Below are 25,455 nucleotides of genomic sequence, written 5' to 3' on the forward strand. Positions count from 1 at the left end.
CGAATCCGATCGGTGCTGATGCGGGAGAGCCGACAGAGCTATCCAAACCTGTGGCGGGCGGTCGACCAGGACGGCAGCGTCCTGGACATCCTGGTGCAGAACCGCCGGGACAAGGCCGCGGCCAGGCGCTTCTTCCGCAGACTTCTGAAGAAGACCGGCGCGGTGCCGCGGGTGATCGTCACCGACAAACTCCGCTCCTACGGCGCCGCCCACCGGGAGGTCATGCCCTGCGTCGAACACCGGCAGTCGACTCAGCGCCAGTCGTCGATCACGTAGGCGTCCGCGTGACTGTAGCCGGGTTCGTTGGGCTTGTGCATGGTCACGCCTTGCAGCCAGGTACGGAAACCGCGGTCGGCCATGCGCCGGTAGGCGTCCTGGCGGGCCAGGTTGGTCCCAGCGTCCAGTTGCCTCAGTCCCTTCTCGGCGGCCAGTTGCTCGCACGCCTCCAGCAGTCGTTCGAACCGGTCTGCGGCGCCTGGGCCGGGACGTACGGCGCCGAATTTGACGAAGCACACGTCCTCACCGGCCTCCGATCCCGCTCCGCAGTGGCAGACGGCCAGACCGTCGAGGCCGGAGTCGGCGTTCTCGAGGAGGACGGTGTCACCGAGCCCTTGCGTCTGCACGGCCGTGATCTCGCGCTCCAGGTTCAGGCCTTCGTGCACGGCCTGCGTCAGTGCGCGGCCCAGGCGCAGCGCACCCGGCCGCTCGGCGGCGGTCAGCTCCCCGTACAGCACGCGGCCGGGGACCGTGGCACCGGCGGTGACCTGTTTCCTCATGACGGCGGTGAGGAAGCGGGGCCAGAAACCGTACCGGCGGTAGAGCTCGAGGTGCTTGGGACTGTGCGAGAAGGTGAACAGACCCAGGTGTCGGTTCCCCCAGGTATCGAAGCAGTCCATGACCGGTTCCATAAGGCGCCTGCCGATGCCTTGGTCCCACAGGTCTGGGTGTACGGTCAGCGGGCCGAAGAATCCGACGCTGCCCCAGTCGGCGGCGAAGTTCGATCCGACGACCTCGCCCTCGATGGTCGCCGCGAAGGCGGCCTGCGGGTCCGCCGCCCAGCGGGTGTGGATGTAGTCGGCGGTCCCGAAGAACGTCTCCGGCTCGGGGACCTTGAAGAAGGTCCCGAAAGCAACCCTGAAGATCTCGTCGGCTCGGTCAAGGTCCGGCTCGGCCAGCGGGCGGACCGATACCGGGGCGGTGACACTCGTTCGCTTCGTTGCGGGCATGACCGTTCTCCTTTCCGCCCCCCGGGTTCCATCGGACCACGGACGTGCGTCGCGGGCGAAGCGGCAGGCCCGGCGGCATCTCGAGGGCCGGACGGCCCTCCTCCCCGCCGGTCGGCGACTCGCCGGGTCCCTGCCCGCCGGAGGTCGTCGTCGTAGCTGGTGCCAGCCGTTCTGCTCGAGGGCGCGGCTGCACAAGGAGGGGGCAGGTGAGGGGCAGTACGCGTCCGGTCAGGCAGCCGGCGAAGCGGGAGTCGGTGAGGGCGGTCCAGTGAGGCAGGAGGCGGTGAGGGGGTTCCCGGTGAGCCAGCCCGCCGCGGTCAGGCGGCCGACCAGGTCCTGGAGGCAGTCGGGGCCGGCCGGAATCCGGGTGGTGAGGGCAGGCCAGGACGATGTCCTGGCCCGCCAGTGCCGAGGCAGCCCGAGACGTCGGCCTTGGCGACCGACGCCAGGGCGAACAGCCGGGAGCCAGCAGGGGGTCTTGGTCGGTACGGGCAGCAGACCGTACGGGGTGACCCGCCAGGCGGGGTTTACCTCGAACAGTGGACACTTCTGAGAAGCGGATCCTCGGGTTCGTGGAGAGGATGTCCTCATGGGTACTGCGAGGTACTCGGGGGAGTTCAAGCGGGACGCGGTCGCGCTGGTGGAGTCCGGTGGGCGGCGCATCCCGTCGGTGGCGCGAGAGCTGGGTGTCAACCCGGAGTCGTTGCGGCAGTGGGTCGCGCGCTCACGGGCGGAAGCCGCCGCGTCCGGTGCGGGCGGTGAGGGCCCGTTGAGCCCTGCGGAGCGCGAGGAACCGCGGCGCTTGCGCAGGCAGGTCCGTGAGCTGGGGACGGAGCGCGAGATCCTGCGGAAAGCAGCCGCGTGTTTTGCCAAGGAGATGGGTCGATGACCGGCCGCCGGCGGTTCATCTCCGACCGTCGTGACCTGTACGGAGTACGGCGGCTGTGTCGGGTGCTGGACGCGTCCGCTTCCGGGTTCTACCGGTGGACGGCCGCGGCGGCCGTCCGGGCCGCACGGAAGGCCGTGGACGAGGATCTGTCGTAGTAGCGGTGGCCCATCCTGTACAGCCCGGTCGGGTCGGGGTAGGCGCCGCGTAGCGGTAGGGCTGGGGGACGGCCTCGGTGGTGGTGCCTCGGGGCAGGCCGGTGGAACCGTAGGCGTAGGTGTGGGTGCGCTTGCCGGTGGCGTCGGTGAGGTAGTAGGAGGACTTCCCCCCAGTCGTCACGGAGTTCAGCGTGCCCGCCGGTTCGCGGATGAATCCGGTGTCGACGCCGTTCGTGGACGTGGACGCCAGGCCGAGGGCCGTGTGGTGGAACCAGGTCGAGCCCAGCTCGGTCCGCTCGTGGTTGCTGGTGCCGGCGTGGACCAGGTCGTAGGCCGTGCCGCCCGCGGTGATGCCGGACAGCTGGCTGCAGTCGGTCCGGGTGGCGCTGTCACGTTGGTTGGCCGGGTGGGATGATCTTCTGGTTGATCGTGCTGGAGGGGCTGTCCGTGGGGGCCGTGTCGCTGTCGTACAAGGGGCACCGGTACCCGGTCGAGGTGATCTCCCACTGTGTGTGGCTGTACTTCCGTTTCCCGCTGTCGTTGCGCGAGGTCGAGGAGCTGACGCTCGAGCGCGGGATCGTCGTCTCCCACGAGACGGTGCGCCGCTGGTGCGCCAAGTTCGGGTCGGCCTACGCAGGCGCGCTGCGCCGCCGGCGGCCTCGGCCTGGGGACAAGTGGCGCCTGGACGAGGTCTTCATCAAGATCAACGTGCGGTTGCAGTGCCTGTGGCGGGCGGTCGACCAGGACGGCAGCGTCCTGGACATCCTGATGCAGAACCGCCGGGACAAGGCCGCGGCCAGACGCTTCTTCCGCGGACTTCTGAAGAAGACCGGCGCGGTGCCGCGGGTGATCGTCACCGACAAACTCCGCTCCTACGGCGCCGCCCACCGGGAGGTCATGCCCTGCGTCGAACACCGGCAGTCGAAGTGCCTGAACAACCGGGCGGAAAACAGTCACCAGCCCGCCAGGCAACGCGAGCGGGCGATGAAAGGCTTCCGCTCGGTGGGCGGAGCACAGCGGTTCCTCTCCGCGTTCAGCGGCATCTCACCCCACTTCCGGCCCCGCCGCCATCTGATGACCGCTGCTGCCCACCGAGCCGAGATGACCGTCCGCTTCGCAATCCGGAAGCAGATCACCGGCGTCGCCACCGCGGCCTGAGCACAGCCCGGAACCAGGCCCCCCATCAGGCCGTGACGCACCATCGAAGACCGCCCGTCCAACAACGTGACAGCGCCCGCCGGACTCCATACCGCCGCCATCTTCGTCTGGTCGGCGAGATGATCCGAAAAAAACTGCCTAAGCCGTCCCCTGCGCGCTGCGGTCTCGTTCACGGGGCATGCGCACGGGTGGAGGACGACGTCCTCGCCCGCCCCGACACGAGGAGCAGCCGCATCGTGGGAACCGCCGTCCACGTTCCGCAGACCCGGGACATGCTCGGAGACGAACTCTCCGGCGACGAAGCCCTCACCGCCCTGCGGCGGTACGGGGGCCTCAGGCTGCTGGCCGACTCCTTCACCCGGTTCCGCTACGCGGACGGCTTCACCAACGCCCGGGCCCTCGCCTTCCAGGTCGTGCTCGGCCTGGTCCCCTTCACCGTCGTGCTCGTGGGTCTCGCCACGTCGGTGCACACGGAGAGCGTGGGCCGGGTCATCGAGCTGACCCTCGGCCGGATCGTGCCGGGCGCCAGCGCGGACGTCGTCGAGAAGGCCTTCGAGGGCACCCGGCGCAGCGCCGGCAGCGACGTGTGGAGCACGGTCGCGCTCTGGCTGGGCCTCGGGTTCGCGGTGCTGAACCTCGCCTCGGCCATGGCGCAGATCGAACGGGGCGCCAACCGCATCTACGGCATCGAGCGCGACCGCCCCTTCGTCCGCAAGTACGGCCGGGCCCTGGCGCTCGCCTTCACGGCCGGCCTGCCGATGGTCCTGGGGTTCCTGGTGCTCGTCGCGGGTGAGACGGTCGGCGACGCCGTGGCCCGCACCCTCGGCCACGGGACGGGCGGGGCCGCGTGGTGGGCCGTGCTGGACGTACCGGCCGGACTGCTGCTGGCCTGGGTCGCGTCGGCGGTGATCCTGCGCTGGTCGCCCCGCCGCGACCAGCCCGGCTACACCTGGCTGGCCTTCGGCTCGGCGGTCCATCTGGTGCTGTGGATCTCGGCGACCTGGCTGCTCGCGCTGTACGTCGGACGGAGCGGGGCCTTCGGCGCCGTGTACGGTCCGCTCACGGCCTTCATCGCCCTGCTGCTGTGGGCCAACCTGACCGCCGTGGCGCTCTTCCTCGGCATCGCGTTCGCGGCCCAGTTGGAGGCGGCCCGGGCGGGCATCCGTACGCCGGTGAAGCCGGACCCCGGACCGGGCGCCTGACCTAGGGGGTGTCGTTTGGATCATGCCGGGGTCGCGGGGGCCGGAAGGCATCGTGGGCTGGAGCCGGCCTGATCCAAACGACACCCCTAGCGGACTGGGCCGGCCCTCCAAGTGTCCAGGCCGCTCTGCATCACGCATGCCTGGCCGCCACGGGCGGGGCACTGTTCTTGGTGACTATCCGGTCCAGGTGATGTCCAGGATGGACAGGTGCCGGGTGAGCCGGTTGACCGCACAGACGACGGACAGCTGCCCGATCGCCGGCACCTCGATCCACGGTGAGCACGCCCCCGGAGGCGGGAACCGGCAGCTGAAACGGGCGATGTTCCTCTCCGCGTTCACGGTCCTCCACGATCCCGCCTCCCGGACCTGCTACGACCGCCTCCGAGCCCGCGGCAGAACCCACCCCCAGACCCTCCTCCACCTCGCCCGCCACCGCATCAGCGTCCTCTTCGCGACGCTCCGCGACGGAACCTTCTACGAACCCGGAACCCCACGCCTCGTTTGACGAAAGACATAGAGGCCCTCCGCAGACCCGCTGTTCCGGATCTCGCCGCCGGCGGTCGACCTCCAGCGGTGGGAGTGCACTGGTCCGTGGGTGACGCCGGCGCGGCACTCGAAGTCGGGCGGGGACTGCGAACGGAACTCCTTCCCACAGCGGAGCGCAAGAGCCGGATGCACACTGACCTGGCTCGTGCGTGGTGGCAGTGGGGCAAGCCCGAACAGACGGCCCAGGAGCTACTGGCAGCGCTACGGATCAGCCCCGGAGAAGTTCGCGGCCGGCCCGCGATCAGAGACATGGTGACCGCCTTGGGCTCGCGGCACCCCGCACATCCGGCGTCCGAGACTTGACGCCCCTCGAGCGGCCCGCCTCGCGGTCTTCCGATGGGCCACCCGCTACAACACCAGGAGGAGGCACTCCCGCATCGGCCAGATCAGCCCGAACGCCTTTGAACAACGATCAGTTACGCTGACTGCCGCCGCATGAAGTGGTGTTCACGATCTCGGGTCAAGCCCCGGGCAGCAGGAGGCGGGACCATGGCGGCGTTACCACAGATACCAACGCGCAACAGTGGGAAAGGCTAATCATGAACCTGGCATTCAAGACCTCGGTAGTAGGAGCAGTTCTCGCCTCAACCGCCGTACTGGCGGCTCCGGGAACCGCATCGGCTGATGAACCCGTGACCCGCTGTGAAGAAGGCCAGATCTGCCTCTACGATGGCCACAACCTCACCGGGAGCAACCTGCAGCTCCAGTATCGGGTGGACATCCCCAACCTCGGCTGGGCGTGGAACGACCGGGCCAGCTCGGTGTGGAACCGTGCCGTGGGGCCCGTCTGCATCTACACTGACGCCGACTACCGCGGCTACCACTACACCATAATGCCGGGTGAGAAGCAGGAGCTTCTGTTCCTCTTCGACAACGCGGTGAGCTCCCTTGAGTACGGCGGCTGCGGGGCCCCCTGAGCCGACTGGCTGACCGAACCCCTCAACTGCCCGCCCCGCCAGGACCGCTGGGAGGCGAGGCTCGCCTCCCTCGCATGCGAGTGTACGCGTGCACCTTGGGCCGGACCGGACCGAGGACCGCCCGGCCGGGGTAGATAACCGACCGCCGACCGCTGGGCACCGGACCCACTCCCGCTGACAGCCCTGGCAACCGGAGCCGCGTCCGGCCGCCGGACGCCGCATACTCGGGGCCGGTCCCGCCACCCTGGCATGAAGCAGGTTTGAGGTTCCCCCGAGATGCGGGGGAACCTCAGCTGGCCGAACATATGAACGCGAAAGATGGCTCTTGCCTTGCTGGACCGGCAAGAGGGTTTGCTTCCTTTGTCGGAGCGCCGCACCGTGTGCCGCATGAACGACAAACTGGATTCCGGTGTTCTCGATGTAATCGTGATCGGCGGCGGTGTGGCCGGTCTGTCAGGGGCGCTGACCCTGTCGCGGGCCCGACGTTCGGTGCTGGTGCTGGATGCGGGGGAGCCCCGCAACGCCCCCGCCGCCGCGGCTCACGGCCTGCTTTCGCGTGACGGGGTGGCGCCGCTGGACCTGCTGCGTGCCGGGCGGGCCGAGGTGAGCCGGTACGGCGGGCAGGTGCTCTCCGACCGTGCCACGCACGCCATGCGCGTGGCAGGGCTCTTCGTCGTCGGCACGCAGAGCGGTGCAAGCTTCCGTGCCCGGCGGCTGCTGGTGACCACGGGCCTGGTGGACGAGTTGCCGCAAGTGCCGGGGCTGCGCGAGCGGTGGGGAAGAGACGTGCTGCACTGCCCCTACTGCCATGGGTGGGAAGTGCGGGACACGCCGATCGGTGTGCTCAGCACAAGTGCAGCCTCAGTGCATCAGGCGCTGTTGTTCCGCCAGTGGTCCAGCCGGGTGACGCTCTTCCTGCACACGGCGCCGGAGCCTGAGGAGGAGCAGTGGGAGCGCTTGGCGGCCCGCGGCATCGAGGTTGTGCAGGGAGAGGTGATCGGCCTGGAGGTCGTGGACGACACGCTCCGAGGCGTCCGGCTCTCCTCGCAGCTGGTGGTCCCCGTGCAGTCTCTGGCGGTGGCCCCGCAGTTCCTCGCGCAGGGCGAAGTCCTGGCCGGCCTCGGCGTAGGCCCGGTGCCGCACCCCACGGGCATCGGCACCTATGTGCCATCCGATGCCGGCGGCGCAACGGATGTCCCCGGCGTCTGGGTGGCCAGCAATGTCGCCGATGTGATGGCCGGGCTCGTCCAGGCGCAGGCCGGCGGTGCGACGGCCGCGGCCGCCATCAACGCCGACCTCGTCAACGCCGACACTGACGAGGCCCTTGCACGCCGGCGCGCTGCCCCGCGTGAGGACTTCAGCGCCGCGATCGAGGCGCAGGTCACCGAGCACGTGCTGGGCGAGCGGCGGCACGGCCTCGACCCCCTGCTCCCCGGTACGAAGTGACCGCGATGCGGTCAGGCGGGACGGGCCTTGAGGTGGGCCCGCTCGCCCTGCTTGCCGAAGATGACCAACAGCTCCACCGGCTGATCGTCGTCGGCGCCCAGCCAGTGCGGCACATGGGTGTCGAATTCCGCCACTTCACCTGGTGTGAGGAGCAGGGAGCGCTCGCCGAGGAACAGGCGCAGCCGGCCGTCCAGCACGTAGATCCACTCGTAGCCCTCGTGGACCTGGAGCTCAGGCTCGTCGCTGCTGGGGCTGATGACGAGTTTGTGGGCGTGCAGCCCGCCGGGGCGGCGGCTCAGTGGCACATAGGTCATGCCGTCGCGGGTGACGGGCCGCAGATGCACGCGCGGATCGCCCGTCTCGGGCGCCCCGACCAACTCGTCCAGGGGGACCCGGTAGACGTGGGCCAGGGGGAGCAGGAGCTCCAGGTTCGCTTTGCGGCCGCCGCTCTCCAGCCGGGAGAGCGTGCTTTCGGAGATCCCTGTGGTCTGGGAGAGGGCGGCCAGCGTGATGCCGCGCTGCAGGCGCAGCGCCCGCAGTCGCGGTCCGATCGCCGTCAGGACCCGATCGATGTTCGTCATGACGCCCATCTTGCCAAAAGAGCATGAAGGTTTGCACTTTCGGCACGACCTGTTCCAACCTCCGGGCCATGCAACGGCGCGCGCCGCCTTGTCGCCCTCGTTTTCGGTTCCGGCTCAGGAGAGATGTCCATGCCCAGCCCCGCCCGCGCCCGAAAGGCGCCCGGCCCCACCACGCCGGATCCTCGTCGGTGGATGACGCTCATCGTGGCGTCCATGGCAACCCTGATGGTCGTCCTCGACGTGTCCATCGTGAACATCGCTATGCCCCAGGCCCAGAGCGATCTCGGCATGAGTGACGCCAGCCGCCAGTGGATGATCACCTCCTACGCACTCACCTTCGGCGGCCTGCTCCTGCTCGGTGGCCGCATCGCCGACTTCGCCGGCCGCAAGAAGATCCTCCTGATCGGCCTGCTGGGCTTCGCCGCCGCCTCCATGCTCGGCGGCCTCGCTTCCACCCCGGGCATCCTGTTCGCAGCCCGCGCCCTGCAAGGAGCCTTCGCCGCTCTCCTCGCCCCGGCCGCCCTCGCCCTGACCACCGTCGCCTTCACCGACCCCAAGGAACGCGCGAAGGCCTTCGGTGTCTTCGGCGCGTTCCAGGGCGGGGGCGGTGCCGTGGGACTGCTGCTGGGCGGAGTGCTGACGGAATACGCGGGCTGGCGCTGGTGCATGTACATCAACGTCCCCATCGCCCTGGTCGCGGCCCTCGCCGCCCGCCCCTGCGTCCGTGAAAGCCGCGCCGCGGGTGACCGTCACTACGACATCCCCGGAGCCGTGCTGGTGACCGGTGGACTCGTCGCCCTCGTCTACGGCTTCGCCCAGGCCGCCGACGGCGGTGGCTGGACCGCCCCGGCCACACTGCTGCTCCTGGTCGCGGCCGTACTTCTTCTGACCGCGTTCGTCGTGGTCGAGCACCGCAACGCCCACCCGCTCCTCCCGCTGCGCGTCATCCTCGACCGCTCCCGTGCCGGCGTGTTCCTGGCCAACCTCCTCATCGGTGCCGGCATGTTCGGCATGAACCTCTTCATGACCTACTTCCTGCAGGTCAACCTGGACTACACACCCCTGCAGGCCGGAATCGCCTTCCTGCCCTTCAGCATCGGCATCATCGCCACCACCACCCTCGGTTCCCCGCTGGTCACCCGCCTCGGCCCCAAGGCTCTGATGGCGGCAGGAAGCACGCTGGCCACGGTGGGACTGTTCTGGCTCACCCGACTCGACACCGCGTCCGGCTATGCGGGCGAGGTCCTCCCGACCCAGATTCTCGTCAGTGTCGGTGTCGGCCTGTTCTTCCTGGTCGGACCCAACGTGGCCCTGTCCGGCGTCGGTCCGCACGACGCCGGTGTCGCCAGCGCCGTCCTGAGCACCAGCCAGCAGATCGGCGGGGCCCTGGGCCCCGCCCTGCTCAACACCCTCTACGTCTCCGCCGTCATCGGCTACCTCACCTCCCGCGGCGAAAGCCCCGGCCAGGCTCCCCGGGCCGTGCAGATGGAGGCCTACCTCCACGGCTACCGCCTCGCGTTCATCGTGGCGGGCGCCCTCCTGGCCGCTGCCGTCGTCGCACTGCTCGCCCTGGTGAAGACGCCCAAGAGCACGGCCGGCGACGCGGCCGCACCCTACACGGGCCACTGAGCCCACCCGATCCCTGGCCCCGATCCGCCCTGAAGTCACCCGGAGGAAAGGCACACACGCAATGGACGAAAGTATCCGCGAAATCCATGCCGCCAACGAAGCCGCCGGCTTCTGGGAGCAGCTCTACCGTGGCAAGGACAGCATCTGGAAGGACACCGCGAACCCTCTGCTCGTCGAAACGGCCCAGCACCTCGTACCCGGCCACGCCCTCGACCTGGGCTGCGGCGAAGGCGGAGACACCCTCTGGCTCGCCACCCACGAATGGCACGTCACCGCAGTCGATATCGCCCCCACCGCCCTGCAGCGCACCCGCCAGCTCGCCGCCCGAAACGGCCTCGCGAACAGCGTGCGCACCGAACAGCACGACCTGGCAGAGACCTTCCCCGCCGGCACTTTCGACCTCATCTCCGCCCAGTACCTGCAGACCCCCTACGCCTTCCCGCGTGCCCGCGTCCTGCGCCGCGCCGCACACGCGCTCACTCCCGGCGGAGTTCTCCTGATCGTCGACCACGGCTCAGTACGCCCCTGGGCCTGGAACACCGATCCCGACACCCACTTCCCCAGCCCGGAGGACATCTACGACGAACTCGCCCTCGACACGGCGCGGTGGACACCTCAGCGCCTGGCCACCCCACAACGGGTGGCCACCGGCCCCGGCGGACAGACCGCGACCGTCACTGACACGGTCATTGCCATACGTCGCCTCGCCTGACCTTTCGTATCCCGCGCACACCGCACAACCGCGCAACCGCACTTCAGGAGTTACCTTCATGACCGACCTCTTCGCACCCGCCACGGTGGGCAAGTGGAAGCTGAACAACCGCATCGTCATGGCCCCCATGACCCGCAACCGGGCCACCTCCGACGGCGTCCCCACCAGCCTCATGGCGACCTACTACACCCAGCGGGCCACCGCCGGGCTGATCGTGACCGAAGGGGTACAGCCCAGCGCGGTCGGACAGGGCTACATGAACTCACCCGGCCTGCACACCCCCGAACAGATCGAAGGCTGGCGGACCGTCGCCGCCGGCGTGCACCAGGCAGGCGGCCGCATCGTGGCCCAGCTCATGCACGCCGGCCGCATCTCCCACCCCGACAACAAGCACCAGGCCGAAACCGTCGCGCCCAGCGCCATCGCCGCACCCGGCACGATGTTCACCGCCGCCGGCCCCCGGCCCCACCCCGTCCCGCGCGCTCTGACCACCGGTGAGATCCCTGAGGTCATCGACGAATTCGCCCGCGCCGCCCGCGCCGCCATCGACGCCGGCCTGGACGGCATCGAACTGCACAGCGCCAACGGCTACCTCCTGCACCAATTCCTCGCTCCCTCCACCAACCAGCGCACCGACCACTACGGCGGTTCCCCCCAGGGCCGTGCCCGCTTCGTCATCGAGGTGGCACAGGCCGTCAGCGACGCCATCGGCAGCGAACGCGTCGGCATCCGCATCTCCCCCGCCATCAACCTCCACGGCGCGCTGGAGACCGACCCCCACCTCACCGCGGCCACGTACCGCACCCTCATCGACGCGCTGTCCGGGATGGGCCTGGCCTACCTGCACACCATCGGCGACCCCGCCTCCCCGCTGCTCACCGACCTCGCGGAACGCTTCAGCGGCTCCCACATCGTCAGCAACGGCTGGGACCCCGTCACCGACGTCACCGCCGCACAGGAACTGGTCACCACCGGACAGGCCGACCTTGTCGCGGTCGGGCGTGCCTTCATCGCCAACCCCGACCTGGTACAGCGCTGGCAGACCGGAGCCCCGCTCAACCAGCCCGACAGCACCACCTTCTACGGCGGCGACCACCGTGGCTACACCGACTACCCGCATTTGGCGCAGGGTGCCGACCTCTGATCCACCTGGGATGCGCGCAGCTGCTCACGCATCCCGCATCGCCGAACATCCGGCGGTGCCGGAAAACGCACCGCCGGATGTTCCTCCGCGTCGCCTGTCAGGCACTGTTCGACCGCTTCCCGAGCCTCATCCTCGGGACGAACGAACGCGACACCCCATGGGAGCACGACGTGGCCTTCATCCGACCGGCCAGCCTGCCGGTGGCAGGGGACGGCAAGCCCAGTACCACTGTCGGCTGACACCCCTGTGCTCGCCGGGCCGTCCAGGGATCCGCAGCCCTGGACGGCCCGGAGGAACCAAGGGCATGCCGCGGTCCACCGCCGACGGGCGATACCTCCGGCCGACTCCGTGAGAGCCGCCGGTACCCGTTGGTGCTCTTCCCGGAACGGGCATGGCCAGAGTTGTACGCACAGGAACTCTCACAAACGGTCCTTTGCGTGAGTAAAATCAATCACGGGCCGCCAAACCCCTGCCGATCCCGGATTCGTTCGCAGAACCCGTTCTCACTCGAAGGCGGGACTGAACTTTCCCCGTGATGCTGGACACGCCGTACTTACGCCGCGAGAGCACGTCCTTGTTCGTGTCGCTGCCTGATCTCCAGCGGGGTCAGGTGGCCCCAGTGCGGGTGTTTCCGCAGCCGCCTGCGGTTGTGGAAGGTCTCGATGAAGGCGAAAATCCCGGCGCGGGCGGTGGTCCGGCCGGGCCAGCGGCGGGTCCCGGTCTCCTCCTTCAGGACCGCGAAGAAGGACTCGGCGGCGTCGTCGAAACAGGACCCTGTTCTTCCCACGCTCTGCCACAGTCCCAACCTGCGTATTTCCCCCCGTAGTCCTTCGGATGTGCACTCCCAGCCGCGGTCGGAGTGCGCGATGCAGCCGGGCCGGAGCCTGCCGCGGCCGGCGGCCGTCGCCGACGCGTCGACGGCCAGGCCCGCCCGGTGGTGGTCGGCCATCGAGCAGCCGACGGTCTCGCGGGGGGCCGGGTCCAGCCAGGTGGCCAGGCAGAGCCGGCTCTCGTCGGTGGCGATGGACGTGATGTCGCCGGCCGGCCGCGTGCCGGGCTCGGGTGCGGTGAAGTCGCGGCCGAGCAGGTCGACCGCCGGCACGGCCCGCTTCGCCGGGCGGGTCAGATTCCGGCGCCTGCGCCGGGTGACTGCGGTGACACCGCGCTCGCGCATGACCCGCTCGGCCCTCCCCCGCAGGCGGGGGCACCCCCAGCGGCTGCCCCGGCGGCCGGGTCCGCGCAGGTCGGCGTGGATCCGGGGGGCGCCGTAGGTGTGCCGGGAGGTGATGTGCAGCACGGTGATCTCGTGGGCCGGGGCGTCGTCAGCGGCCTGCCTCTCCCGGCGGGCCTGTCCGCCGGACCTCCAGGCGTAGAACGAGGACCGGGCCGCCTTCAGCAGCCGGCACGGCAGAGCGACGGTGTGGGTGGTTCTTCTCCGCCTCGATGAACGCGTACACCGCGCGGTCATCGACCGCTCTCCTTCGCGAAGAAGACCGCCGCCTTTCGCGGCACCTCGATCGTCTCGGCCTGCTCACGGTTCTGCCGACGCAGTCGGCGCAGTTCCTCCCGCTCGGCCGTCGTCAGCTCGCCCGGCGCCCCCTGACCTCGGCCGGCCCGGTCCCGCCGGACCCAGTTCCGCAGCCCTTCGGCGCTGACCCCGAACTCCCGGGCCGCCCCGGTGACGGCCCTGCCGGAGGAGCGGACCAACGCGACCGCGTCCCGCTTGAACTCCTCCGGGTACCGCCTGCTGCGGTTGCTCCCGCTTCCCACCCGGCCCTGCTTCCTCCGGAACCTCACGTCCCAGTCTCCAGATGCCCAGCATCACGGGGAAGCTTCACTTCCGGTCCCACCGTCACCGGCTGTCCGCACACGACTACCGAGCCGAAACGACCGTCCGCTTCACCGTCTGGGAGCAGATCACCGACGCCGCCGGCCCCTCGGCCACGGCCCGAGCACGACCCGGAACCGGGCTCCACCACACCACGGCGCACCCTCAGACACCTACCGGCCCGACAACGTGACAGCGCCGTCGCACGGACGGCGAGGACGCACTCACGGGCGTCCGGCGCCCGCGCCCGTCCGGAGCGGAACCACACCACCCGGTGCGCTGATCACGAGCGTTGTCGACGCCGACTGGGCTGCCGAGAGGGACATCTCGCGCGTCGCGTCCACCGTTTGCCATCAGGTCTGTCCTCACTGCACGCTGCCGACGCACCACCACGGCCGTGCGCTCAGATCACCAGCGGCGCCTCCGACCAGCGGCGGACCCGGTACGGTGCCCACCACAGATGGTCGCCGAAGCGCAGGACGAGGTGCTCGGAGACGAGGTCGTCCAGGACGGGCCCCGGGATCGCGTCGGCGGGCGCGCCGTCGGCGAGGGCCGCCACGGCCTCGTGGTACTCCGGTTCGTCGATGGTGAAGCGGCGCAGCTCGCCGTAGCGCCGGTCGCGGACCTGGATGAAGCCGGGGCCGTACCGGAAGATGCATTTGCAGATGTAGTACGTGGTGCGCCAGGCGAGCGCCGTCGCGACCGGGTCCGCGGTGCCGAGGACGGCGGTCGGCGGGTGGAGGTGGCAGAAGTGGCGCCAGGCGTCGGGGTCCGGGCCGGTGCGGAGCTGCCAGTCGACCGAGACGGCCAGGCTGGTCAGGTCGCCCACGAAGCTCAGCGCTCTGACCGTCCAGGCCGCGTCGGCGGCATCCGTCAGGTCCACGGGGCGGGGCAGGGTGACGTGCCGGGCCCCGGCGGCGAACAGCCGCCGGGCGGCCTCGCCGCCGGACATGTCGATCTCGTAGCGGCCCAGGGACATGGCGGGCAGGGAGCCCACCTCGGGGTCGTAGTCCCGTGAGGCGGTCACGGTGAAGGGGGCGGTGGCGGTGGCGGTGGGAGCAGGAGTCATCGTCGTCCCTCGGTCGGGCGGTGGCGCGGTCGTCAGGCGGTCGTCGGGGCGAGTTCGGCCTCGCGGGCGGCGGTGTGCCGCATGTGGTCGATCCGCAGAAACTCCTCGTTCAGGGCGGGCGGCGCGATCTGCACGAACTGCCCGCTGTCCTCGAACACGACGCCCAGCTCCCGCCACCGCTTCAGGACCCGGAGCAGGTCGGCCTCGCCGACGGGGTGGTCCGCGTCCAGCTTGCGCGCGGCCGCTTTCACCGTGTGCGGCTGGTCGAGCAGCCGGAACAAGGCCAGTTCGCGCGGGTCGGTCAGTTCCAGGCGGGTCCAGTCGAAGGCCCGGCGCCTGCTGACCAGGACGATCCGGTCCTCCAGGTCGCAGTGGGTGAGGCGGCTGCCGGCGTAGTTCCGCTTCCAGCGCGCGATGCCCGCGTCGAGCCGTTCGACGACGTCCTCGCCGATCCCCCGGGGCGGTACGTCGAAGACGTACGCCAGGTCGAACATCTCCTCGTCGGGGAGGTCGTAGGTGAGCCGGTACGGTTCGGCGGGGCGCAGCTCGGAGAAGCCGAGCCCGGGGTTGTCGAAGTACGGGCTGAACCGCTCGATCGCGATCCGGGAGGACGGGCCGACGGGCGGGTTCAGGTGTTCCAGCGCGGCCAGTTGGTCCACCACGTCGTCGTAGTCCTCGGCGTCCTCGCCCGGGAAGCCGTGCAGGTAGTTCCAGGCGACCGAGAGGCCCACGGTGGCGGCGTCACGGAGCATCCGCACGTTCTGGCCGCCGGTCACGCCCTTGTCCATCAGGGTCAGCACCCGGCTGTTGAGACTCTCGATGCCGGGCTGGACGAAGATCAGGCCCGCGTCCGCCAGGGTCTGGAGCTGTCCGCGCCGCATGTTGGACTTGATCTCGATGTGCATGCGCAGGTCGTAGCCGCTGTCGATGATGCGGGGCAGCACCGACTTCACGTACCCCATGTCCAGGATGTTGTCCACGACGTACATGTCCAGGACCCGGTGCCTGCGCGCCAGGTCCATGATCTCGTCGTAGAACACGTCGGGGCTCTTGCTGCGGAACTCCATGAACGAGCCGTTCAGCCCGCAGAAGGTGCAGTGGTGCTTCTCGCCCCACCAGCAGCCGCGCGCCCCCTCGACGACCAGCTTGGGCTCGACCCAGTTCCGGGCGTGGGACGAGGCGAGCCGCTCGAAGTACCCCGAGTAGTCCGGCGGCAGGATCGCGGCGGGCGGCAGCGGCTTGGTGCTCATGGCGTTCACCACGGAGGTGCCGTCCGTGTCGCGCCAGCACAGCCCGGGGACCCCGGACAGGGGCTCGCCCGCGTCCAGGGCCCTGATCAGCGCGGGGAACGACACCTCGCCCTCGCCGCGCAGCACGTGGTCCACGAAGGGGAAGTTGCGGTGGACGGCCTCGCCCTGCTTGCCGTCGCAGTTGGCGCCGCCCATGGCCGTCACGATGTGCGGGGCGATCCGCTTGACGTGTCCGGCGGCGGCCAGGGCGGCGGTGTTCTGCTGGAACGTCGAGGTGAACCCGACCACGTCCGGGGCGAGTTCCACGATGCGTTCCGCTATGTGCCGGACGAAGTCGGGTGCGGTGACGTGCAGGGCCTGTGTCATCTCCATCCGGGCCCCGGGCACCCGGTTGGCCATCGCCGCGGTGAACTCGGCGACGCGCCATTCGGGATCGTCGTAGAGAGCGGAGGAGAAGACCCAGTCGCCGCAGCCCAGGAAATACGATCCGAGCGCGTAGTAGGAGTAGTCCTCCAAAGTGAATTCCGTGTTCTTGGTGATCCAGTCCACGTATTCGATGTTCGCGTGCAGAACGTCCGCTGTGCTGTTCGGTACGCGCTCGTCGACGCTGCGCTTGAGAATTCCGAGAGCCAGCGACGGGAGGTCGATCGGGGCCCAGGGCATGTTCACCAGGAGTACGCGCACGGCTCGCCTCTTCTCATGTGGTCGGTGCACGGCATGACGGGTCGGCCGGGCGTCGGCCGGGAGGTCGTCAGGCGCCGGGCGGGGCGCCTGACGACCTCCGTGACGGGGCACCGGCCGGGGAGTCCGGCCGGCGCCCTCCGGACGGGGGCGGCCGCGCACGGTGGCGGGACCGGCCCCTCGGCGCTACTGGTCCTCGTCCTCCATCTCCTCCGCGGAGCGGAAGTAGACGACGACGCCGACGCCCGGCTTGCGGCTCTCCTCGTCGCCGTCGAGCGGGTCGCCGTGGATGATGTCCTTCTGCATGGTGTTCACCTCCTCTCCGGGGGTGGTGGCGGCTCGGCCTGATCGGGCCCGGAAGGCAGCCCGCCGCCGAGAAACGCGAGGGACCGTCGTATGACGGCCAGGTGGTCGGCTCCGTCGTAGCCGTCGTGGCCCGAGTCCAGCCACATCACCTCGTGCGGGACACCGCCCGCACGCAGCACGGCCAGGTACGCCTCGATCTGCTCCGGCGGGCACTTGGCGTCCCGGCGCGCGGCGACGACCAGCAGCGGGGAGCGGATGGCGGCGGCGTACGAGGACGGGGAGGCGTGGGCGTAGGCGTCCGGCACCTCGTCGGGAGTGCCGCCGAACAGCGAGGTGTCCAGCGCCTGGAGGGCGGGTGTGGAGTGCCGGAAGGCGGTGGCGCAGTCGGCGAGTGGTTTGACGGCCACCCCGACATCCCACAGGCCGGGGCGGGTCCCCATCGCCAGCAGGGTGAGATAGCCGCCCCACGACGTGCCGCACAGGCCCACGGCGCCCGGGCGGCCGATGCCCCGTTCCAGCAGGTCGGCCCGGACCCGCACCAGGTCGGCGACCTGGGTGTGGCCGACGCCCTCGGAGTACGCGGAGCGCCAGCGCGGCCCGTAGCCGGTCGAGCCCCGGTAGTTGACGCGGGCCACGGCGAGGCCCGAGCCGACCAGGGTCTGCACCATGGGGTCGTAGGCGTCGCGGTCGTGGTCGGCCGGGCCGCCGTGGACGAGGAGGACCAGCGGGTGGGGTCCGGGGCGGTCCGCGGGTGTGGTGACGAAGGTGTGCACGGGGCCGTCGGGTCCCGGCGTCCACAGGTCCCGGCGGTGGCCGAAGCGGGGGACGCGCCACTGGCTCTGTCCGGGCAGCGGCGCACCCGACAGGGACATCGCGCGGGGCACGGTCACCGCGTCGGTCCAGATGTAGTGCACGTCGCCGTCGGCGGTGGGTGACGCGGCCAGGATGCTTCCCTCGGGGGTGGGCACGGGGGTCAGCTCGCCGCGCTCCAGGTCCGCGGTGAACAACCTGCTGCGGCCGTGCCGGTCCTGTCGCAGCAGGACCCGCGCGCTGCCCGGGCCGGGGTACCAGCGGGCGGTCGTCTCGGTGTCGAAGGAGCACCAGGGCAGCAGTTTCAGTCCGGCGCCGGGGCTCCAGACACCGAGGTGGTAGCGGCCGGCCCGCTCGCGCATGACCAGCAGCAGCGCATGGCCGGACGTGCCCCGGGGGCCCGGGGGCGGGGCGGGCGCGGGCGCGAAGCCGAGCGCCCAGGTGCGTTCCCGGGTGCCGGAGAGCACCGCGGCGGTGCTCCCGTCCGGGGTCAGCAGCGTCACGGCGCGGGCCGAGTGCGCGGGGCCGGTCACCGCCAGCAGGCCGCCGTCCGGCGCCAGATCGCACAGGGTGGCGGAGTCCGTCGTGCGCAGCACGGGTGTGCCCCGGCCGCCGCGCCGCCCCAGGTGCACGCTGAATCCCTCGCTCCCGCGGATGCCGACGGCCACCGTGCCCCGTTCCGTCAGCGCCAGCCCGGCGGGCCGCCCGCAGGGCACGTCGAGCAGCGCCGGGCGGTCCGGGCCGCCGTCGAAGTCCTGGGTGCGCCAGCCGCCGTTGCCGCTGCGGTCCTCGTCGAACCACCACACGGCCTCGTCACCGTCGATGGCGCACAGCAGCGTGCCGTGGGGACGGTCGGTCAACTGCCGTCCGCCGCCGCTGGACCGGTCCCAGGCGAAGATCTCGCACCGGCCGTCGGCGTCCCCCGTGTACACCATCCGGTCCGGGTTGCGGGGACTGGTCACCGGCAGCACCGGGCGGTAGACGCCGTAGCCGCGCGTGACCGTCCGCGGGGAGAACGCCGTCACGGCACCTCCCGGACGACGAGGGCGGACCTGGCCGTCGCGTACAGGGCCAGCGCGGCGAAGGCCCCGGCGCAGCCCCACGCGACCGTGCGGCCGCCGTACGCCGCCACCAGGACCCCGGCCAGCACCGGGGCGAGCGCGGCGACGCCCTGGCCGGCGGTGCCCAGCACCGTGCCCATCCGGGCCAGCAGGCCGTCGGGGGTCACCAGCACCGCCCGGGTCTGGAGCACGACCGCCACCGACGGCACGATCAGCGACACCCCGCTCAGCAGCAGCCCGTAGGCCCAGGTCTGGGAGGCGTACGCGAGCCCGGCCGCCGTCGGCACCATGACCCACGAGGCGCCCGTGACGATCCGGGGAGCCGCCACCCGCCGCACCAGCCAGGGCGCGGCGAGCGCGCCCAGCAGCCCGCCGACGCCCGCGAGGGTGAGGATGAGACCGATCGAGGAGGGGCTGGCGCCCTCGGCGTGCGAGGCGAAGACGGCGTGGAAGTACAGCGCTCCCAGCAGGGCGTTGACCCCGGCCGTCCACACGACCACGAAGCGCAGGAAGGGGTGTGCCCACACGAAGCGCAGGCCGTCGGCCAGCTCACGGGAGAAGGAGGGGGCGGTCGTCTCCCGTACGGGCGTCAGGTCCGCGCGGATCGCCCTGCTCAACACGGCCACCAGCAGGAACGACACGGCGTCCGCGAGCAGCGGCACCCACCGCGCCGCCTGGTAGAGGACCCCGCCCAGCGTCGGGCCGACGATCTGGACCGCCTGGTCCCGTGCCTGGAGGTACCCGATCGCCCGGGGGTACTCCTCGGGGGGCACGAGCCGCCGGATCGTACCGGAGGCGGCCGCCCCGTAGGTGGCGCTGGCCGCCTGCTCGACGACGGCCGCGACGAGTACGTGGAGGAGGACGACGTGGCCGAGTGCCACGGTCACGAACACCGAGCCCATGGCGCCCGCGGCGACCAGGGCCGCCGTGTACATCATCGGCTTGCGCGGCAGCCGGTCGGCGAACACGCCCGCGACCGGCGAGACGACGAGCCCGCTGACCAGTGCCACCGAGGCGACGAGGCCGGCGAGCCCGGACGAGCACCCGGCGCCCAGGAGGATCAGTGGAAGGAAGAGGGCGGACGCACAGGTCCCGAGACCGTCGACGGCGCCCGCCACCCAGAAGAGGGAGTAATCCCGTCTTCGGAAAGGAGAAGAAGGCGAGCCTTTTGATAATCGATCGCCTTCCGCTAATTCAGGGCCGGAGGGCATTAAATTCCGTTCGGCATCGCCCATCAGTCATCCCGCTCGGGGAGTAATTCCGACGCTGACGCACCCACATTGCCCCCCTGCAATGAGCGGACTTACGGCCGGTGAGGGTGCGATCGTAGCGAAGGGGTTCACTGCGCACAATACCGTCCCTGAAATGACATTTTCGATCAAGAAATGGCTCTCCCCGGCACGGCGGACGGTCCGTTTTGGTGCCGCGCCACCTCGCACGGCCGTCGATTCCGGAACGGCGGAAAACGCGCAACGCGCGCCGCGACCCTCGGTGTCGGGCGGAGGACGCGGCCAGTCGCCGCGTCCTCCGCCCGGAGGGTGATCCTGCCTGGCCGGACACTCCCCCGCCGCCGCGGCACCGGGGCCGCCGCCGGACGCGGGGGCCGCGGCGGCCTCGGATCAGCCCGCCCCGTGGAGTACCGCGGTCCCCTTCCGGTTGCCCGCCGGGTCCTGACCGCGCACGGCGGGCCCTCATCTCCGGCCGCGGTGCGGCAGCGCGGGGTACGGGCGGTCGAAGGGCGGGCTGACCGTCGAACGGCAGCAGTGCCGCGAGGAGTTACGGGTGAAGGCGGCAGAGAAGGCCGCCCGCCGCCCGGGACGCAGGACGAGGCGGGCTCGTTGATCGCCCAGGCCGCTCGGCGTCGTCCGGTTCGCCGATCTCGGTCAGGACGAGCTGGGTGAGCGTCGAAGCCGGCCGATGCCGCTCCGGCCAGCGGACGCAGGAGAACAGCCCAGCCCTCTCCCCCGAGCAGGACCGCCCTCCCGCCCACGGGTCGGACCGGAGGATCGCGGGGCGCCCGGCACTGCCGCCGGACGCCCCGGATGTCAGGCCACCGTACGACGACCTGGGCACTGCCCGTGACGCCGCCGGAGGGTCACCGAGACGGTGACGGTGCCGGGGCGAAGGGCGGTGCGCGTCCGGGGCCGCTCCCGCCGCCGCTTGTCCGTCGCCACCCTGGCTTGCTACAAGGCCGGCGAACCCTCCCGGCCGATCTACCGGCCCTGCCCGGACGCCCGCCCCGACGGACGCAGAAGCTTCTCCCGGCAGGACTACCGCGATCCGATCCAGACCGCGCACCAGCAGCTCGGCGGCCCGATCGTGCTGGTCCGGGACAATCCCAACACCCACCTGCCCGCCGGCACGCGCCGCTGCATCGCCGAACGCGACCGGCTCACCGTCTTCCAGCTGCCGCCCCATGCCCCCCGACCCCGACCCGGTCGAGGACATCTGGTCCGCGCTGCGGCGCACCGCCACGGCCAATCGCGCCTTCGCCGACCCCGACGACCTGACCACCGCCGTCCGACGCGGTCTACGCCGACTCTCCCGCACCGCCCCGACGTCCTCGACGGCTGCCCCACCGGCACGGGCCTCCAACGCGAGCCACCAGGACGACACCACGCCTTGAAGGTCAGTAACCACGCTCATCGGCAGGAAGTTCCACGTCTCCTACAGCGTTTCGGGAGCCACACCCCGCCGAGTGGGCACGGGCGCACGTCAATCGGCCAACTGCGGCCGCGCCAAAGGGAGGACGACAGACTCAGAGACAGCACACGGCAGCTTGAAGGACACGACAACAGGCTCCCGTCGACGAGTCCGCCACACTCGCACAACTGACGAACACTTCAGTGGGGCAGCACGTAAAACCGGCTGCACGGCATGGCGCTCATTGCACCTGGCGATGTCCTGCTCATCGCCCGCACGGTGTTCCCGCGGCGCCCCGGCTCCGTCCTGGTCCCGAAGGACGAGCTGGTGCGGTTCGCGCGGATCACCCACGTCGAGGCGGCGGAACGCGGGACAGACGTGCGGCTGCGCCAGCTGCATCGAGGGGAATGCCGGAAGGTCCCGGACACCGCACAGCTCGGTTCCGGATGCGACCGGGAACATCGCATTCTATGCACGTTAACGGAGGGTTGAGGAACAGAGAATGCCGCATGTTTTCCGTAAAGACCCTGGTCGTGAACTCATTAATCCCTGTCGTCATTTGCGTCACGCCCGTTACTCTGACGTAGCCGCCGCCCCGGGGAGGGGCTTGGCAGCGATTGTCATGGACGGGAGCGGCAGGCGGGAGCGATGGCCGCCGCGCCACGTCCTTTTTCACGAATGGTGGGGATCCGACTATGCGACGCATGACCACTGTCCTTCTGTCCCTCAGCGCCCTGGCGGCGACCTCGGCACTGGGCGCGCCCGCCGTGGGGGCCACCCCGCAGGTCGCCCCGGCCGCGGTGCCGGCCGGCTGGGAGAAGATCGACGACGCCGCCGAACTGGCGCGGATAGCCGAGAAGTCGGGTGACGCGCAGACCGCGCGTGCAGCCGCCGCCCCGGAGCCCACCGCGCTGGCCGTGGAATCGGCCAGGAACAACAAGTTCGTCTCCACCGAGAAGACGTACGCCGCCCCGAACACCGGTGCTCTGCGCGCCCGTTCCGACGTCTACGGCGGCTCCTGGGAGGGCTTCACCTTCGAATGGATCGGGGAGGAGAGCACCTTCGCCATGAAGTCCCAGGCCAACGGCCTCTACGTGGCCGTCGAGAAGAACTACACCGGCGCCTCGCAGAACCTGCTGCGTGCCCGTTCCACGAGCGCGGGCGGCTGGGAGCGGTTCGTCCTCTACTACAACGAGACGCTGGACCGCTTCGCCATCCAGTCCGAGCTGAACGGCCTGTTCGTCGCCATGGAGAACAGCTACGCCGGCACGCTCCAGTACGCCCTGCGCGCCCGCTCGACCGACGTCTCCGGCTCGTGGGAAGAGTTCAACCTCTACACGATCTGACCGGCCTGCAGGTCCCGAACGTCCCTGCCCGCCAGGGCACCTGTTCCCAGGGCAGGGACGTCGTCATGGTGAAGTTCCCTCCTGAGCATGGACAGCGGGTGGTTACGCTGCCAGGGGTGAGAGCTTGTGCCGTCAGGGCCCGGGTTTCGACCGGGGTGACGTGTCCGCAGACGGGGTGTTTCCGCAGGGGCCTGCGTTTGATGCCTGTGGTCAGCCAGGGGCCACCGCCCTGGTGGGCGAGATCGGCCAGGTTGGGGACGCCCCTGGCGCTCGCAGATACGGATGATGCGGTCGGTGCGGGCTGGGGGCGCCCCGGCCGAAGGCTGGGGGGGGCAGGTCGTGGGGAGCGGCCCGGCAGCGCGGGTGAGAGCCGCAGCAGCCGGCCCTCTGGACCGGTGACCACCTGCACGTTCACTCCGTGTCGGCGGTGCTTGATGCCCCTGTGTTCGTCAAGCTGCGGTCAGCAGGTTCGCCGAAGCATCCGGCTGCTGGCGGCGCATGATCATGTCGGCGCGGATCAGGCAGTACGCCTCGCGGGCTGCGTAGCGTTTCAGGCAGCGCATGACCTCGCGTTCTCCCTTTCCTCCGGCGGTGCGTCGCTCCAGGTGGAGGCGGGTGCGTTCGTCTTGTCGCATGCGGGTGACCACGATGCGGTGCTGGTGTGGGCGTGGGCGGTGGACTCGCTGATCCCTGACCCGGCAGCGGTCTTCGCCAGAGTGGTGTGCTCGCGCAGGTACACCAGTGCCACCATCGCGCGCTGGGACGGGCGGTGCTTGCAGCGCCGGTCGCCCTCACGGGTGACGATGAGCACGGTGACCCACTCCACGAGCGCATGCGGCAGGATAGGTGAGCAACGAGGCCCCTGAGCAGTGTGGTGGGGACGTCAGACATCTCGATCAACTGCCCGGGGGCTTCGCTCGTCGCGCTTGGTGGGCCCCACCTGATCGGGACCCAACTCGAAGAAGCTCAGTGTGCCGTTGCCGGGGCGGCGTGACGGCGAAGCCGCCCGGGCCGTCTTCCGGCGGCCAGGACAGCCGGGCGGCACGCGGCCGCTCCCGGCGGACCGGATCAGTTCGCGCCGTGCATGGCGTGCCACTCCGAGGCCAGCATCGCGTAGTGCAGTTCGCCGCCCCACTCGCCCTTGAAGATCTCCGACTCGACGAAGTGCGCCTCCTTGCGGAGCCCCAGCCGCTCCATGAGCCTGGCGGAGTCGCCGTTGCGGGGGTCGCAACGGCCGATGACGCGGTGCAGGTTCAGCTTCTCGAAGCCGATGCGCAGCATCTCGACGGCGGCCTCGCTGGCGTAGCCCTTGCCGTGGTAGTCGGGGTGCAGCACGTAGCCGAACTCGCCCTGCTGGTGTTCCTCGCTCAGCCAGATGAGCAGGACGTAGCCGATGACCTTGCCGTCGAGCTCAACGGCGGTCATGAGGGTGTCCTTCTCCTTCCGCAGGGCGGTCTGGGTGATGCGGGTGGCGAGTTCGGCGGCGTTGTCTTCACGGGTGCGGGGTTCGTTGAAGAGGTAGCGGGCCACATCCTCCCGGGACTCGAACTCCAGCATGTCCTCCTCGTCCCGGGCCGTGAACGGCCGCAGGACGAGGCGCTGGGTCTTGATGGGCTCAACGAGTTCGAACATCGGCTGTCCTTGGTGGGTCAAGGGGTGTCAGTCGGTCGGTCGAAGGTGTGGCGGGGCCGGGCGCGGCCCGGGTCCGACGGCGGTGCGCAGTGGCCGTGCGAGCCGCGCGGCTGCCGACACCAGTCGATCACGTCAGCGCGGGGTGGCGGGCCGGGAGCGACAGCATCCGGCCACCGGGCGGGCCTCGGGGGCGGTGGCCGGGGCGGGTTCCCGGGGCAAGCCGGCGTAGGGGGCCAGCAACTCCCGGACGGTGTGGTGGTGTCCGTCGACGAGGACCTGCTCGACCCGCGCCGCCGCGACGTCCCGCAGCGGGTCGCCGTCGACGACCAGCAGGTCGGCGCGGGCACCGGGCCGGATGACGCCGAGGGTTCCGGCGCCCAGTGCCTCGGCCGCGTTGGTGGTCGCCGTCCGCAGCACCTCGACCGGGGTGAAGCCGTGCCGGACCAGGGCTCGTGGGTTCTGGTGGATACTGATGCCGACGAAGTCCAGCGGGGCGTCGGCCCCGGCGACGACCGAGCCGCCCGCGCGTCGCACCCGCAGCAGCAGATCCACATCCCCTTCCGTCCAGGCGCGGTCCAGCTCTGAGCCGGGGCCTGCAGCGGCCTCGGCGCGGGCGAGCAGGGCTGCGCACTCCCACGAGGGGAAGAGGATCCGGGTGCGCGGGTCCTCAATGAGATCGTTTCATCTTGAACTCGCGGGTCGCGGTACTGGTGTGAGTCCGTGATGCGGTCCTCGTGCTGGCAGGCGGAGTGATGGTCGTCGGGTGATCGTCTGTCACCGCTGGACCTCGCGGTTCGCCGGAACGAGCAGGGCTCGTAGCAGCGTGGTGGCGTAATGGGCGTTCATGCGGTTGCCGGCTGCGCATGTGTGTGACGTGCCCCGTCGGACAAGATGGCGTCCGCCCCCGAAGTCGTAGCGCGTCTTCCGCAGATCCCGATGTGCTCAAAACCCGGTGAACCACTTCACGACCGACTTCGTCTAGACGGTTGAGATTCGTAGACGCTGTTATCCGGGTCCGCTCTTACCGTCGAGCTGCAATCCTTCCGTAGAGGTAGATATGCCCCTTTCCGTAATCCTGCTCTTCTTTGTCGCAGCCGTCACGCTTTCTGTATACAGGTTTGTGCGGCGCCGACTGACCACCGGCGCGGCGTCGGGAGTGGCGGTTGGCGCCCTGGGGCTCCAGCTCTTCGGTCTTTGGGTCATGGCCGAGCTCACGTTCGCCAA

The 25,455-nt window shown here is 70.4% G+C and carries 23 protein-coding genes and 5 pseudogenes; 17 read left to right on the forward strand and 11 right to left on the reverse strand.

The features are described 5' to 3' along the window. Nucleotides 1-48 precede the first annotated feature (48 nt). Nucleotides 49-243, forward strand: a pseudogene (locus C1708_RS00720) (DDE-type integrase/transposase/recombinase); the annotation flags it as partial. An 8-nt stretch (nucleotides 244-251) separates the two neighbouring features. Here C1708_RS00720 and C1708_RS00725 read toward each other — a convergent pair. Then, a complete protein-coding gene (locus C1708_RS00725) occupies nucleotides 252-1,226 on the reverse strand; it encodes a GNAT family N-acetyltransferase (RefSeq protein WP_106410807.1) in 975 nt (324 codons plus the stop codon). A 589-nt stretch (nucleotides 1,227-1,815) separates the two neighbouring features. Between C1708_RS00725 and C1708_RS35925 the strand changes: the two genes are divergently transcribed. From C1708_RS35925 to C1708_RS00765, 9 genes and pseudogenes are all read left to right on the forward strand, one after another. Then, nucleotides 1,816-2,115, forward strand: coding sequence for a transposase (locus tag C1708_RS35925; RefSeq protein WP_106410808.1), 300 nt, complete (start codon nucleotides 1,816-1,818; stop codon nucleotides 2,113-2,115). Further along, a complete protein-coding gene (locus C1708_RS33895; RefSeq protein ID WP_157951210.1) occupies nucleotides 2,112-2,270 on the forward strand; it encodes a hypothetical protein in 159 nt (52 codons plus the stop codon). The genes C1708_RS35925 and C1708_RS33895 overlap by 4 nt, the downstream gene beginning before the upstream one ends. Before the next feature lie 191 nt (nucleotides 2,271-2,461). Next, nucleotides 2,462-2,602: a hypothetical protein gene (locus C1708_RS33900; RefSeq protein WP_157951211.1), complete on the forward strand. Its 141-nt coding sequence runs from the start codon at nucleotides 2,462-2,464 to the stop codon at nucleotides 2,600-2,602. A gap of 79 nt (nucleotides 2,603-2,681) precedes the next feature. Then, nucleotides 2,682-3,428 (forward strand): IS6 family transposase, encoded by a 747-nt coding sequence (locus C1708_RS00740; RefSeq protein WP_241911127.1) that lies wholly within the window; start codon nucleotides 2,682-2,684, stop codon nucleotides 3,426-3,428. 236 nt (nucleotides 3,429-3,664) lie between these two features. Further along, a complete protein-coding gene (locus tag C1708_RS00745) occupies nucleotides 3,665-4,630 on the forward strand; it encodes a YihY/virulence factor BrkB family protein (protein ID WP_106416081.1) in 966 nt (321 codons plus the stop codon). A 256-nt stretch (nucleotides 4,631-4,886) separates the two neighbouring features. Beyond that, nucleotides 4,887-5,135, forward strand: a pseudogene (locus tag C1708_RS00750) (IS110 family transposase); the annotation flags it as partial. A gap of 15 nt (nucleotides 5,136-5,150) precedes the next feature. Beyond that, nucleotides 5,151-5,478 (forward strand): annotated as a pseudogene (locus tag C1708_RS34705) (transcriptional regulator); the annotation flags it as partial. Nucleotides 5,479-5,715: 237 nt separating this feature from the next. Further along, nucleotides 5,716-6,093 (forward strand): peptidase inhibitor family I36 protein, encoded by a 378-nt coding sequence (locus tag C1708_RS00760; RefSeq protein ID WP_133169037.1) that lies wholly within the window; start codon nucleotides 5,716-5,718, stop codon nucleotides 6,091-6,093. 387 nt (nucleotides 6,094-6,480) lie between these two features. Further along, a complete protein-coding gene (locus C1708_RS00765; protein ID WP_106416082.1) occupies nucleotides 6,481-7,539 on the forward strand; it encodes an NAD(P)/FAD-dependent oxidoreductase in 1,059 nt (352 codons plus the stop codon). Nucleotides 7,540-7,550: 11 nt separating this feature from the next. On the opposite strand, the gene C1708_RS00770 is transcribed toward C1708_RS00765, so the two are convergent. Further along, nucleotides 7,551-8,120, reverse strand: a complete 570-nt coding sequence (locus C1708_RS00770; RefSeq protein WP_106416083.1) for a helix-turn-helix domain-containing protein — start codon at nucleotides 8,118-8,120, stop codon at nucleotides 7,551-7,553. Between the two features lie 213 nt (nucleotides 8,121-8,333). Between C1708_RS00770 and C1708_RS00775 the strand changes: the two genes are divergently transcribed. From C1708_RS00775 to C1708_RS00785, 3 genes are all read left to right on the forward strand, one after another. Then, nucleotides 8,334-9,749, forward strand: coding sequence for an MFS transporter (locus C1708_RS00775; RefSeq protein WP_241911128.1), 1,416 nt, complete (start codon nucleotides 8,334-8,336; stop codon nucleotides 9,747-9,749). Nucleotides 9,750-9,810: 61 nt separating this feature from the next. Beyond that, the gene (locus C1708_RS00780) at nucleotides 9,811-10,461 is read left to right on the forward strand and encodes an SAM-dependent methyltransferase (RefSeq protein ID WP_106410811.1); all 651 of its coding nucleotides are present in this window, start codon (nucleotides 9,811-9,813) and stop codon (nucleotides 10,459-10,461) included. Between the two features lie 58 nt (nucleotides 10,462-10,519). Then, on the forward strand, nucleotides 10,520-11,605 hold the full coding sequence (locus C1708_RS00785; protein WP_106410812.1) for an alkene reductase: 1,086 nt from the start codon (nucleotides 10,520-10,522) through the stop codon (nucleotides 11,603-11,605). A 553-nt stretch (nucleotides 11,606-12,158) separates the two neighbouring features. On the opposite strand, the gene C1708_RS00790 is transcribed toward C1708_RS00785, so the two are convergent. Both C1708_RS00790 and C1708_RS00795 read right to left on the reverse strand, forming a co-directional pair. Continuing rightward, nucleotides 12,159-13,073, reverse strand: coding sequence for an IS3 family transposase (locus C1708_RS00790; RefSeq protein WP_106410813.1), 915 nt, complete (start codon nucleotides 13,071-13,073; stop codon nucleotides 12,159-12,161). Further along, nucleotides 13,070-13,375 carry a transposase gene (locus tag C1708_RS00795; RefSeq protein ID WP_157951213.1) on the reverse strand — a complete coding sequence of 102 codons (306 nt, stop codon included), beginning with the start codon at nucleotides 13,373-13,375 and terminating at the stop codon, nucleotides 13,070-13,072. Before C1708_RS00795 ends, C1708_RS00790 begins: the two co-directional genes overlap by 4 nt. A gap of 65 nt (nucleotides 13,376-13,440) precedes the next feature. Here C1708_RS00795 and C1708_RS36010 point away from each other — a divergent pair. Then, nucleotides 13,441-13,554, forward strand: a pseudogene (locus tag C1708_RS36010) (IS6 family transposase); the annotation flags it as partial. Between the two features lie 282 nt (nucleotides 13,555-13,836). Here the strand turns inward: C1708_RS36010 and C1708_RS00805 are convergent. The 4 genes from C1708_RS00805 to C1708_RS00820 form a co-directional block, all read right to left on the reverse strand. After that, the gene (locus tag C1708_RS00805) at nucleotides 13,837-14,502 is read right to left on the reverse strand and encodes a DUF5825 family protein (protein WP_106410815.1); all 666 of its coding nucleotides are present in this window, start codon (nucleotides 14,500-14,502) and stop codon (nucleotides 13,837-13,839) included. Nucleotides 14,503-14,534: 32 nt separating this feature from the next. After that, the gene (locus tag C1708_RS00810) at nucleotides 14,535-16,436 is read right to left on the reverse strand and encodes a RiPP maturation radical SAM C-methyltransferase (protein WP_106410816.1); all 1,902 of its coding nucleotides are present in this window, start codon (nucleotides 16,434-16,436) and stop codon (nucleotides 14,535-14,537) included. Nucleotides 16,437-16,744: 308 nt separating this feature from the next. Next, nucleotides 16,745-18,574 (reverse strand): S9 family peptidase, encoded by a 1,830-nt coding sequence (locus C1708_RS00815; RefSeq protein WP_106410817.1) that lies wholly within the window; start codon nucleotides 18,572-18,574, stop codon nucleotides 16,745-16,747. Beyond that, complete coding sequence (locus C1708_RS00820; RefSeq protein WP_342210874.1) at nucleotides 18,571-19,845, reverse strand: MFS transporter; 1,275 nt, start codon at nucleotides 19,843-19,845, stop codon at nucleotides 18,571-18,573. Before C1708_RS00820 ends, C1708_RS00815 begins: the two co-directional genes overlap by 4 nt. Before the next feature lie 1,181 nt (nucleotides 19,846-21,026). Here C1708_RS00820 and C1708_RS36015 point away from each other — a divergent pair. The 3 genes from C1708_RS36015 (at nucleotide 21,027) to C1708_RS00835 (ending at nucleotide 22,599) form a co-directional block, all read left to right on the forward strand. Further along, nucleotides 21,027-21,236, forward strand: coding sequence for a hypothetical protein (locus C1708_RS36015; RefSeq protein WP_502696042.1), 210 nt, complete (start codon nucleotides 21,027-21,029; stop codon nucleotides 21,234-21,236). A gap of 251 nt (nucleotides 21,237-21,487) precedes the next feature. Continuing rightward, nucleotides 21,488-21,745, forward strand: coding sequence for a hypothetical protein (locus C1708_RS00830; protein WP_106410819.1), 258 nt, complete (start codon nucleotides 21,488-21,490; stop codon nucleotides 21,743-21,745). Nucleotides 21,746-21,957: 212 nt separating this feature from the next. Next, nucleotides 21,958-22,599 carry a fascin domain-containing protein gene (locus tag C1708_RS00835; RefSeq protein ID WP_106410820.1) on the forward strand — a complete coding sequence of 214 codons (642 nt, stop codon included), beginning with the start codon at nucleotides 21,958-21,960 and terminating at the stop codon, nucleotides 22,597-22,599. On the opposite strand, the pseudogene C1708_RS36020 reads toward C1708_RS00835, so the two are convergent. The 3 genes and pseudogenes from C1708_RS36020 to C1708_RS00860 all read right to left on the reverse strand — a co-directional run bounded on the left by C1708_RS36020 (nucleotide 22,580) and on the right by C1708_RS00860 (nucleotide 24,783). Continuing rightward, a pseudogene (locus tag C1708_RS36020) lies at nucleotides 22,580-23,443 on the reverse strand (helix-turn-helix domain-containing protein). The gene C1708_RS00835 and the pseudogene C1708_RS36020 overlap by 20 nt on opposite strands. Before the next feature lie 224 nt (nucleotides 23,444-23,667). After that, a complete protein-coding gene (locus C1708_RS00855) occupies nucleotides 23,668-24,231 on the reverse strand; it encodes a GNAT family N-acetyltransferase (RefSeq protein ID WP_106410821.1) in 564 nt (187 codons plus the stop codon). Nucleotides 24,232-24,363: 132 nt separating this feature from the next. After that, nucleotides 24,364-24,783 (reverse strand): amidohydrolase family protein, encoded by a 420-nt coding sequence (locus C1708_RS00860; RefSeq protein WP_198602363.1) that lies wholly within the window; start codon nucleotides 24,781-24,783, stop codon nucleotides 24,364-24,366. Between the last annotated feature and the right edge of the window lie 672 nt (nucleotides 24,784-25,455).

Source organism: Streptomyces sp. DH-12 (assembly GCF_002899455.1).
GTDB lineage: Bacteria > Actinomycetota > Actinomycetes > Streptomycetales > Streptomycetaceae > Streptomyces.